Source organism: Chryseobacterium antibioticum, from assembly GCF_012927325.1.
Lineage (GTDB): Bacteria > Bacteroidota > Bacteroidia > Flavobacteriales > Weeksellaceae > Chryseobacterium > Chryseobacterium antibioticum.
In genome coordinates, this window is record NZ_JABBGI010000031.1 from 45,783 (window position 1) to 56,871 (window position 11,089).

The following is an 11,089-nucleotide window of genomic DNA, read 5'->3' on the forward strand; positions in this document are numbered from 1 at the left end:
CATAAAAGTTTTAATGTATTTAAACACTTAAGGACACTTTAGTCGTAAAAGTTTTTAACCTGCTGAAATAGTGAGCTCACATAAACAGAAAATCAAAGATTTTCATAAAACTTAAGTGTACTTTATATGTACAATGTATGTAACTTTAAAATAACTAAAGTGTTAAAAAACTTTTGTGACTTTTGTGGTTGATAAAGTCTAACAGTAATTACCTGAAACAAGCAATCACCGGGTTTTTACGGTTTAGTTTTTGCTTAAATATCTTTACTTTTGAAAAAAAATATATGAAAAAGATTTTCAGCTTAATGATCTTATGCATCAGTGTTTTATCTTTTGCGCAGACAAAAGCACCTTTTGTTGGCCACAGAAGTTTCGACATTATTGAAGGATTCAGTGGATCCGGAACACCCCATTACTATCTGGATGTCAAGAAAAATGGCGATGTCTACTTTGGGTTTGTTCAGGTTAATCAGGCGGACAGAAGTGAAACTACTGAAGAAGTGAATGCCGGAAAATACAATCCAAAGGTAATGAAGGTAGATTTTAAAAAATATGGTGAAAACTTTTTTGTAAAATTTGATAAGGATAACATTTACCTTACAGACAAAGAAGGAAACATCCAGAAATCTGAGGACTGCTGTTCATCAATGGAAAGCGCTACCAATGACACCTGTACCTGCGAAAGCAAACTGTATAAGGAATGAAAATATTAAAGTTTCTTTTCATCCTGCTTCTTGTAGTTTCATGTGGTGGGAAAGAGAATCACCCCTATACTTTTTACTACTGGAAAACTCAGCTTAAACTTGATCAGGATGAGAAAAAAGCATTGGATCAGGCTACAGTTCCGTATGTATACACAAGATTTTTCGATATAGACAAATCCGCCGGAAAATTTCAGCCGGTTGCTGTTATTACCAAGGACAACAGTTTCCAGACGGACAAGCAGATCGTACCCACTGTATTTATCACAAATCAGTCCATGTACCGTATTTCAGCAGAAGAGATCAGGTTTCTTGCGAAAAACATTCATGATCTGGTTCAAAAGAAAGCTCAGGACTATCATTTAAAAATAAATAATGAAATTCAGATCGACTGTGACTGGACAGCCGGAACAAGAAATGATTATTTTAAATTTTTAAAGGAACTGAAAAGAGTTTCCGGAAAAGAGATCACTTGTACGCTTCGCCTTCATCAGGTTAAAGATAAAAGCCAAACCGGAATTCCACCTGCAGAAAAAGTATACCTGATGTGCTACTCCACTTCTTCACCTCTGGAAAATTCCAACAAGAATTCTATTCTGGATGTGGCGATTTTAAAAAGCTACCTTTCCAAGCTGGATGATTATCCTGTTAAAAAAATTGAAGTAGCACTACCGATTTACTCCTGGGGAATTGTTACCAATCATCTTGAAAAGCATAAACTGATTAATGCCTTGTCCCGAAAAGATCTGGAAAATCCTTCATTTAAAAAGATCTCTGACCATGAGGTTGAAATTATGAAAGACGGTTTCTATTTCGGAAGTTTCCTAAGTAAAGGCTTCAGGATAAAGGTGGAAGAAATATCAGAAGAACAGCTGGAAGAGGTCGTTCATTTCCTGGAGAAAAAAATACCTGATTTTAATGTAATTTATTATCAATTAGATAGTAAATTTGTAAGTAACCGAAAATTTTAAAGTTTTTATTCCCCGCTGATTCAGCGGATTATGAAGATTGAATATCATGCCGAAATTGAATTGTAAAAATAAAAAACACCCATCAACTATATGAAAAAGTATATTCTTTCACTAGCGGTCCTATCGCTTTTTTATACAAAATCTGACGCCTGCGCGTGGTCAGACCCCGATTATGAATATTTCAACCTGTTTACGCAGAGTATCATCAAGGATAAGTCTTACCTTCCTTTCCTGCTCACGTATTCAAACAGGTTCTATGGTGATTATAAAAACATGACGATTCCTGATGACAATATTGAGACGTGGAAGAAATTCTTCAACAACCAGCTCAACTATGCAGAAACAGAGAATCTGGTGTACAAAATAAGCATGAATGACCTTAATGCTTTAAAAAATGGAACACCTACCAACCCACTGTTACAGAAACTGGGTACGGGATTCTACCAAAAGTATAAAGAAGGTATTGATTATTTAATTGAAGCCAAATATCTGGAACCATACATGAGCATTAACTATGTTGAAAGTCCGGACTCGTTTTATAGCAATGGCCCTTCTAAAAACCAAAATGCGACTTCTATTGATTACGCAAAAACGGTTAATGCCCTTACCTCTTTATATAATGCAACCAGAAATCCTGAAATCAAACAGCGTTACGGGTATCAACTGGTCCGTTTCAATCATTATACGAGAAATTATGATGCCGCACTGGAAGCTTTCAAAACGTATATAGAACCGATCAAGCAGAAAGGTACAGTCTATTTTATGGCCCTTGATCAGCTTGCGGGTGCGCAGAGAGGAAAAGAAATGAACAGCGATGCGAACTGGAACTTCTTCCAGGTTTTTATGAACAGCAAAGACCGTAAGGAATCTGCTTTTGTGTCGATGAAACTTTCGGATACGGCTTCTTTCAGCAATATTATGAAAAGAGCAGGGACCAATGATGAAAAGAATATGGCATATTTCCTTTTAGGTTATGAGGGTTTTACAGATCCTATTCCCCTTATGGAAAAAATGTACGACATCAATCCGGATTCTGAGATTCTGAAAGTAATGGCGGTAAGAAGCATCAATGAACTGGAAAGAAGCTATCTGCCTATTTATTATTATACATCGGATGCAACAGACAGTCCCAATGTAATAAGAGGGAATGCAGATGACCATAATAAAGCTTCTGCAGATTCAAAATCTGAACCTGTGGAAGTAAAGAAAGAAGAAAAGCTTTCCTTCTGGCAGAAGATCGTAAGATTTTTCAAAAACCTTTTCGGAGGTTCAAAATCTGGCACTGCGGATGGCGCTAAAAATGATCAGAGCGATGATGATCTGTTGAACAATCCGGACAGAATTCCTTTCTACACCAAATCTGGTTACGGCTATGATGAGAAAACAAAAGATTATCTGGACAGTCTGGAAAAATTCACAGAGAAAACCAAAAAAGTCTCTAAGGATGAATACTGGCAAATCGCAGACGCCTATCTAAAGTTTTTGAAAAAAGACTACAAGGGAAGTTCGGAGATTCTTGAAGATATCAAAACAACGAATCCGGAATACCTTGAAGAAATAAAAAGAATGAAAGTTCTGAATGATATCGTTTCTCATCCTAAGATCGATGCTGAATTCGAAGATCATCTGATGAAAGACTATGCTGATTATTTTGTAAAAAAAGAAGTAAAAAAGGACAGTACTGCTGTTTCTGATTATGATTATTATGCTGAGACTCCATCTACGGCAGACTTCCTTAAAGATGTTCTTGCCAATCGTTACTTCTTACAGGGTGAAGATGGAAAATCATTCCTGATGAGTAATAAGCTTTCTGACCTTCAGTACAATCCGAATTCAAGTTTGGTGAAAAGTGTAGAAGACTTTTATAAAAAGCCTAATAAGACTCAGTTTGAACAGCAGATCATCGCTAAGAATATGGATAATGTAGGAAACATCGATGCTTTCTTCAGTACCATCTACGGAGACAGAGCGATGAAGCAGGCAGACTTTGAAAAGGCCAAATCTTATTATGAAAAAGCTCAGGGCTTTGCAGGAATTCCAAGAATGAATTATGACTGGACGGATAAGGGTGAAAAAATCACTCCAAGACAGTATGCAGCGGATGAATATAACGGATTTAAAGCTATTTCCAATCTTGTTTTCGGACATAATGTATGGGAAAGTTTCGGAAGTTCGGCCACTGAAAGTATGGCGGCTGAAGACTACTCAGGATTTCCTTTCATTAAAAGCAGCATGAATAAACTGGAACTGGCAGATGCCTTGATCCAGCTTAAAAAAATTAGCAACGGAACGGATGAAAAGGCCGCTAAAGCCAGTCAGCTTATCGGAAACTTACTGTACAATACTTCCAGCTTAGGATATTACCGTCAGTTGTTCGTGATGGATATCGACAACAGCAACGGTGGAAAATATGACTTCTGGAATACAGACCGAAAGAATCCTTACAAGTATTATTATAAGAATTTCCTTTATACCACTTATATTGAACCGGATAATTTTGACCTTGCAATCAACTATTATCAAAAGACGCTTAAACTTTCGAAAGACAAGGAGCAGAGAGCAAGGGTTCTATTCCAGATGGCCAGTGCAGAGCAAGGAAAGTATTATCAGTATGAGGCGAAAAATGTAAAGACGATTGACTATTCAGATCCTAAATATTCTGAAAAAGAACAGGCGCATCAAACGGAACTCGACCATATCAAAAACGAGAAATACAGAACTTATTTTGCCCAATTGAAATCCCAGTATGCCGATACGGAAACAATGAAAGGGCTGTCAGGAAGCTGCAGTTATTTCGGATATTTCCTGAAAAGATAGTTTTTAACACTTATATAAAAAATAAAAAAAGGGGTCATTACGATCCCTTTTTTGGTTGCTGGTTCTGAAGCCATTCTTCATGCTTTCTTTTAAAAACATCATGCTTGTAATTCTGATTTCTCTGAGCCGAGTCGATAGAGTGCGAGGTATGGATATCATTATCTTCTTCTGCAAAATCAGCCAGCTTTTCATAATAGCAGTGAAGCTGATCAAGTTCTTTTTCGGTAAGATCTTCGATATCAACAATTCTGTTGCTGGCTTTTTCATTGGCAGCGATCAGTTCATTCAGTTTAATCTGTATCGCTTTTGAATCCTTATTCTGTGCTTTCTGAATCAGGAAAACCATCAGGAAAGTAATGATGGTGGTTCCGGTATTGATCACGAGCTGCCAGGTTTCGGAATAGTTAAAAAAAGGTCCTGAAGCCGCCCATATCACCACTACAAGTACCGCTCCTATAAACGCATAGGAACTTCCCGTAAATTTAGTGGCCCAGTCAGAAAATTTCTCAAAAAGATTATTGTTTTGATAGCTCATGATATCAGTTCTTTTAATGAATAAATTTATAGAATTAACTTGAATCGGAAGTAAAGAAAGTTGGGAAACGGAGGAAAGAATGAAAAATGTTTCGACTGGAATTGATTCAGCTTTATTTTTAATCTTATAAGTACCTAAAGAGATCTCAGTGGTATTAAAAAAAACATTAAGACAGAAGGACTGCCTTAATGTTTTCTAATTAAAATTTGATATGAATGAATGTTTATTATTTTCTCCCGAAGGTTATTTCTTCAGATTGATCAGCCGTTTTTGTACTGATTGAAGGCAAATCTTTTCCGAAGTGAATCTTCTTTATGCCGGGCATTCCATTATTCCAGGTATTTTGAGGCCAGCTATTCCACTGGTATGGATTATGGACCGTATTATACTTCATTGCCTCATTGGCAGCCTTTAATTCTTCTTCTGAAAGTTCTGTGTCGGAAGAACAGGCTCCTGTAGCTATTCCAAAAACCATAGCATAGAATATTATTTTGATGCTTTTCATTATGGGTAATTTTACTGATTAAAATTTATAATTCACCTGTACGGCAAAGTTTCTCGGTTGAATCTGATCGATGTAGCCTCCTCTGAAATAAGAGCTGTACCCTACTGAATCGAAGATGTTATTCATAAATACTCTTAATCCCATCCCGTTTTTAAGGGTGTATCCCACCTGAGCATCAACTGTCGTATATTCCGGCATATCAAAAGGTTTGTCTCCTGCTTTTACGCTATTAAGATGAGCAGCTGTAAATGTTTTCTGAGTCCATTCATCAACCGGTCTTTTTCCAACATAATAGATTCCGGCTCCTACATCAAGACCTGTTAAAGTTCCTGTAATAAATTTGTAATTTAACCATCCGTTTGCGGTATGCTTTGGAGCATTCATTGGCGCAGAACCATTCATATAAGCAGGACTCTCCTGATACTGAGCATCCAGATATGCCCATCCGGACATAATCTGAAGGTTTGGTAAAATTCTTCCGATAAGTTCTACCTCCATTCCTTTTCTTCTCAGGTTACCGGCAAGTCCGTAAAGGATATTATTATTGTTATCTTTTATGGGCTGATAATTTTTATCCAGAATCTGGAATGACAGGTTATCTGTATTAATATCAAATAAGGTAACATTGAATCTCAAACGTTCATTAAACCAATCAGATTTAATCCCGGCCTCCCACTGCTTGGTGTGTGATGCTCCTACCCGTCCTCCTGCCTGAAGAATATTATTCGAGGCTCTTAAAGAGGTCGTCGTCGTATAGGATCCGAAAACATTGATATTCTGAATCGGAGAAACGATCAATCCAAAAGATGGATTCCATGTGTCTACCGTTTCATTCGCAGATCCATTCAGCCTGCTGTATCGGATACCTAAATGTGCTTTCACATATTTTCCGATTGACATTACATCCTGCGCTATAGCACCGATGCTTGGAGTCAGGACAGGATTTGATCGTCCCAAGTTTTTATAAATGACATTCGTAGGAACCTGATTGTGTATTGTTCCGTTCACAACATCGAAAATATCCAGAGGATTGGCATTATAAGTTACGGCTCCGATTTTTGTTGGGCGGGCAGTAATTAAGTTTTCAGGCGCAATGGAATTTTTGTAGGCCTCATAGGTCACAGTAGATGTTTCCGTTTCTCTCCAGTCAAATCCAACCTGGAAGGTATGATTGATGAAACCTGTTTTTATTTGCTCACCAATGAAATCTAACTGCAATACTTTATTGATATCTTCTCCCTGGGACTTCCCGATGGTATGCTGTCTGATATTATAATTTGTTTCACCAGTAGGTAATGATATTGAAGAAGCTTCACTGTCTGAACTGCTTGTAGAGTTAATAAAAGCAGCTCTTATCTTTAATTTATCATTAAGCTTACGCACTACTGTGGTCGCAAAGTTAAATGTTTCTGTTTTTGAATAATCAGAAGTATACCCTAAAAATTTACCTTTTGGCATATGGTATAATGATTCTACATCACCAGGCGCGGTATTAATTGTTCCTCTGTCGGGAGTACGGTTATCATGAAGATAATCCATCTCCACATTGATGTCTGTTTTATCATCCGGACGGTACGTTACGGATGGGTTTATATAGATTCTCTCCCCTTCCACATGGCTTCTGAAAGAATTATTTTTCTGATAGGCCCCATTGAATCTTACCGCTACTTTTCCCTGAGAGTCCAGGACTCTCTGAAAATCTACAGTGGGTCTGTAAAAGTCCCAGCTCCCGTAACGGAATCCTACACTGGTCTGATCAATAAACTGTGGTCTTTTGGTCACAACATTAATGACTCCTCCTGCAGAACCCAAACCATTTCCGATCCCCTGGCTTACAGCCGCTGATCCTTTTATTACCTGGATACTTTCAACGCCCTGCATATCTGTGATCATCCCTGCAGTACGGAAATCTGAATCCATCTGAACTCCGTTTTTCAGTACAGGTACTCCACGATACCCTCTGATTGACATACTTTCACTTCCTCCTCCATAGCTGGAGAACAAAGTAACGCCGGGTACATTTTTGGCAACGTCTGTAACGGTAAGACCTCCCAGCTCTTCGATGGCTTTATGGGAAATTACCGAAATACTCTGAATCTGGTCCCGGGTTTTTAAAGGAAGCCTTGTAATGGCTTCTAAGCCTACCGGCTGTTTCTTTTTTTCACCAAATAATTCTACTTCATCAATCTCTTTTGATTTTTTAATAGAATCGTTTACTTGCTGTGCGTTTACAAAAACCCCACCCAATACAAGCAAAGAAAAGGATACTACTTTATTCATCTGATTATTTTTTGCAAAATTATTATTTTTATTGATTCTAAATAAACAAATTAAACTGACATATCTCACCCGGATATGACTAAGTATTATCAGATTATAAATGAGCCCGAGGTTGTTATGGGGATATTTTAACGATCCCGGAGCATCATTAAAAGCAATGGGAAAAAGTAGACTTATAGATGTAAAGAGCTAAATAGTAAAAAACTTACAACCTTAATTATTTAAAATATAATTAAGGTCCGACAAATTTGCCGGACCTTAATATGAATATGATAACCTCTAAAAGCTCTAAGGAGCAACATATGCATTACAATATGTAAATGCTGCCAACATATCATCTAAACTTGTAGGAGATGTTATTGTAATCTCTGTATATGGTGTCAACGAAGAGGCTACATAAGCTATAGCTCCTATATTACCAGCACTTGCCTGTCCTGTAACAGTTAAATTATTTCCTGACGAATTATAAGTAAGAACGCTCGTATTCCCTATCACATTATACATTGTCAGAGTTACAGGATTTCCATTGAGATCCTTGGCAGATAGCTGGCTCGAATCATTTTTAAACCCTATGTTATTGACAGGCTTACTGAAGATAAGAGTCATTGTAGTTACATGCTTATACACTCCATTACCCAGTATAAAATAAGCACTTGGGTTATACATTGTAACACCTCCTACAGTTTGAGGAGCCGGAAATCCAGCGCCACTTGCTGTTTGATTAGGCATTGTACCTGCTGTAACCCTATATACGTTGACCCTTTTAAAATAAAAAAAAGGCTGTCCAAAAAGGACAGCCTCGAATTGTTAAAAATTATTTTACCCAATATTGAACTATTCTTCCTTCATAATTACCTGAGATCAAATTAAAATTATGAGGTCTCCAGTTTGCCCATCCCGCATTACAAAAACTTGCCCCTCCGTAATCATCAGCACTGTTTGAACAGGTACCGATATGGTGGTTTAACTGTTGTTCGGAGTTCATGTATAAACCGAACTCATCATTCACGTAATATTTATTGAAAGTATAGGTTTGGCCGGCTGGGTAGGTATAGGTTAAATTATTGGCAGGTATGTTAGCTCCGGCATAACTAACCCCTCCATAGATACCCGTAAAGAAGTTTGCCTGGCTGTATAATCCGGGAATATTTGCTATAAAATTTACCCCGTTTAACTGATAGAGTGTATTTCCGATAACCGGTTTACCAAAACTAAAGCCATATAATTTACCGGTGGTCGTATTCCCATAAGTAAGATAGTCAGAAGTAGCCATATTTCCATCTGTAACTACTGCATTAAGATAATTGGCTCTTGCCCAATAATCATTAACGGGAGCAACCGTAGAGCTTTCTACCTGTGCCATTGTAGTTCCGGTATGTCCTTTTTCTTTTATAGAAAAGCGGTATTCTTTAGTTCCTGCACCACTCCCTATATTGTTTACTGTAGCAGAGGACAGAGAACATGCATATTCATTAAATATTCCAGTTTCTGTAGTTACGGTATTTCTTGCTGACTGGGTCGACCAGGATTCATTTTGAGTTTTTTCCACTACCAGAATCTGTCTTTCAGAAAGAGACTTAATCAAAGTCCATCCTCCGTTAGACATATCGCAATACGTTTTAAACTTATTTGCCGAAGCATCTTTTACCCAATAATAACCATCTGTAGTTTGACCGTCATTATATATTTCGAGGCATCTGTTTGCAGGATTGGTGAAAGTACCTAAAGTGGTACCAAATGTTACAGAAAACGTACACGTTTGAGGATTCGCGCCATTAGTAGTAAAGGTGTAAGTATAGTTTCCTGCACTTGTCGGTGTTCCTACACCGTGCAGTGTAATATTTGTACTGCCGGTAGTAATTGTTTCTGTTGTATTAAAACTTACGCCATTATTGGTAGAGGTGGTAATGCTCACTGTACCGGCAGTATCTACATTAGAAAGCGGAATGGTAACTGTATTAGTATTATAATCTAACTGTATATTTTTATTATAAGCCCCATTTACTGTTGAACCGGAACAATTGATACCATAGCTGACCTGCGAACCCGCTACGTTTATCGTTTTATTGGTACATATAGTATCAGTTGTCCCGTCATATACAAAAGTAAGCGTATCTGTCTGAGGACCGGCAACAGGTGTACCAGAGGAATCTAATGTAATGGTAAAGGTACCTGTACTAGGGAATACTCCGGACTTTTCAAAATAGTACCCATTAGTTGTTTTTGCTATAATGTTGTAAGTGCCTGCTGTTGTTGCCGTAACAGACATCGTAATGTAATTACTATTATTTAATGAAGTTCCCTGAGTATAATTGCCAAAGACTTTAACAGAAGTACAATCCGGATTATAGACCGCTTTTTGATAGGTACCGCATAAACTTAACCATGTTGCCGCCGTTGACTGATAATAGTTGTAGCATTTTTCATCAATATTATATATAATTAAGCCGTCTTCTGTAGATGCTGCACCAATTGCATCCCTCTGTACAGTGGTAAGACGAGGAATTAAGACTCCAGTATTATTATTTTTGGAAACAATATCTAATGCCGATTTGGTATTAGGAGAAGTAGTATTAATACCAACTTGTCCAAAAACTGTTGCAGAAAAGCATAGCAGCAAGAGTACATAAAGTATTTTATTTTTCATCATTTTGATTTTAAATTTTTATTAAATAAATTTTTCTTTGTGTTTATAAATTTAGACAGAGAAACTTCAAATTCTGAAAAAACATCAAAGTGTTTAATAAAATGACTGAATAAATTTTAAACAACTGATTACAAGATAATTATTTAAGTTACTTTATAAAAAAAATATTTTTCACAGAAAATTTATATAAAATAACTCTTATTATATTTTTTAATTATATTTGTTATGATAAGATAATTCGTAAAATGTCAAAAAAATCTGAATTTGAACTCACAATAGATGGTTTATTAAAACAGTATTCTATAAATTACTTATATTCTGTATTAGGAATATTAATTATTAACTGTCTGATGCAGTATTTCTTTACGCATTATATTTTTGCAATTGGCAATACTTTATGCTTTTTTTTGCATGTGTTATTTATAATTTTTATTTATCGATTACCCTTTTTATATATAAAGCAGGGCAAACGCATGATAGAAGTCACATAAGATAGTATATAATTATTTGATAATAAATAATTTATCATTAGTTTGTTGAGATAAAATATTGTATATTCATCTGATAATCAATAAATTAATTCATTATTTTATGTCAGGTAAATTAGTAAGTATTTTTAGCGAAATAAAAGAC

At 36.4% G+C, this 11,089-nt stretch carries 8 protein-coding genes; 3 read left to right on the forward strand and 5 right to left on the reverse strand.

Annotated elements, in window-relative coordinates; all coding sequences use genetic code 11:
- Window positions 1-284: 284 nt before the first annotated feature.
- From HHL23_RS19255 to HHL23_RS19265, 3 genes are all read left to right on the forward strand, one after another.
- A complete protein-coding gene (locus HHL23_RS19255; RefSeq protein ID WP_169236378.1) occupies window positions 285-704 on the forward strand; it encodes a hypothetical protein in 420 nt (139 codons plus the stop codon).
- On the forward strand, window positions 701-1,672 hold the full coding sequence (locus HHL23_RS19260) for a hypothetical protein (RefSeq protein WP_169236379.1): 972 nt from the start codon (window positions 701-703) through the stop codon (window positions 1,670-1,672). Before HHL23_RS19255 ends, HHL23_RS19260 begins: the two co-directional genes overlap by 4 nt.
- 90 nt (window positions 1,673-1,762) lie before the next feature.
- Window positions 1,763-4,489 carry a hypothetical protein gene (locus HHL23_RS19265; protein ID WP_169236380.1) on the forward strand — a complete coding sequence of 909 codons (2,727 nt, stop codon included), beginning with the start codon at window positions 1,763-1,765 and terminating at the stop codon, window positions 4,487-4,489.
- 37 nt (window positions 4,490-4,526) lie between these two features.
- On the opposite strand, the gene HHL23_RS19270 is transcribed toward HHL23_RS19265, so the two are convergent.
- The 5 genes from HHL23_RS19270 to HHL23_RS19290 form a co-directional block, all read right to left on the reverse strand.
- Entirely contained in the window at window positions 4,527-5,024 is a 498-nt protein-coding gene (locus HHL23_RS19270; protein WP_169236381.1) for a low affinity iron permease family protein, read from the reverse strand.
- A gap of 226 nt (window positions 5,025-5,250) precedes the next feature.
- Entirely contained in the window at window positions 5,251-5,529 is a 279-nt protein-coding gene (locus HHL23_RS19275) for a hypothetical protein (protein WP_169236382.1), read from the reverse strand.
- Window positions 5,530-5,547: 18 nt separating this feature from the next.
- Window positions 5,548-7,809: a TonB-dependent siderophore receptor gene (locus HHL23_RS19280; protein WP_169236383.1), complete on the reverse strand. Its 2,262-nt coding sequence runs from the start codon at window positions 7,807-7,809 to the stop codon at window positions 5,548-5,550.
- Window positions 7,810-8,097: 288 nt separating this feature from the next.
- A complete protein-coding gene (locus HHL23_RS19285) occupies window positions 8,098-8,538 on the reverse strand; it encodes a hypothetical protein (protein ID WP_169236384.1) in 441 nt (146 codons plus the stop codon).
- A gap of 85 nt (window positions 8,539-8,623) precedes the next feature.
- Entirely contained in the window at window positions 8,624-10,456 is a 1,833-nt protein-coding gene (locus tag HHL23_RS19290) for a fibrinogen-like YCDxxxxGGGW domain-containing protein (RefSeq protein WP_169236385.1), read from the reverse strand.
- Between the last annotated feature and the right edge of the window lie 633 nt (window positions 10,457-11,089).

Bases quoted from the DNA above. Each gene is read 5' to 3' on its own strand.
- HHL23_RS19255 (WP_169236378.1), top strand. From the start codon at position 285: ATGAAAAAGATTTTCAGCTTAATGATCTTATGCATCAGTGTTTTATCT.
- HHL23_RS19260 (WP_169236379.1), top strand. From the start codon at position 701: ATGAAAATATTAAAGTTTCTTTTCATCCTGCTTCTTGTAGTTTCATGT.
- HHL23_RS19265 (WP_169236380.1), top strand. From the start codon at position 1,763: ATGAAAAAGTATATTCTTTCACTAGCGGTCCTATCGCTTTTTTATACA.
- HHL23_RS19270 (WP_169236381.1), bottom strand. From the start codon at position 5,024: ATGAGCTATCAAAACAATAATCTTTTTGAGAAATTTTCTGACTGGGCC.
- HHL23_RS19275 (WP_169236382.1), bottom strand. From the start codon at position 5,529: ATGAAAAGCATCAAAATAATATTCTATGCTATGGTTTTTGGAATAGCT.
- HHL23_RS19280 (WP_169236383.1), bottom strand. From the start codon at position 7,809: ATGAATAAAGTAGTATCCTTTTCTTTGCTTGTATTGGGTGGGGTTTTT.
- HHL23_RS19285 (WP_169236384.1), bottom strand. From the start codon at position 8,538: ATGCCTAATCAAACAGCAAGTGGCGCTGGATTTCCGGCTCCTCAAACT.
- HHL23_RS19290 (WP_169236385.1), bottom strand. From the start codon at position 10,456: ATGAAAAATAAAATACTTTATGTACTCTTGCTGCTATGCTTTTCTGCA.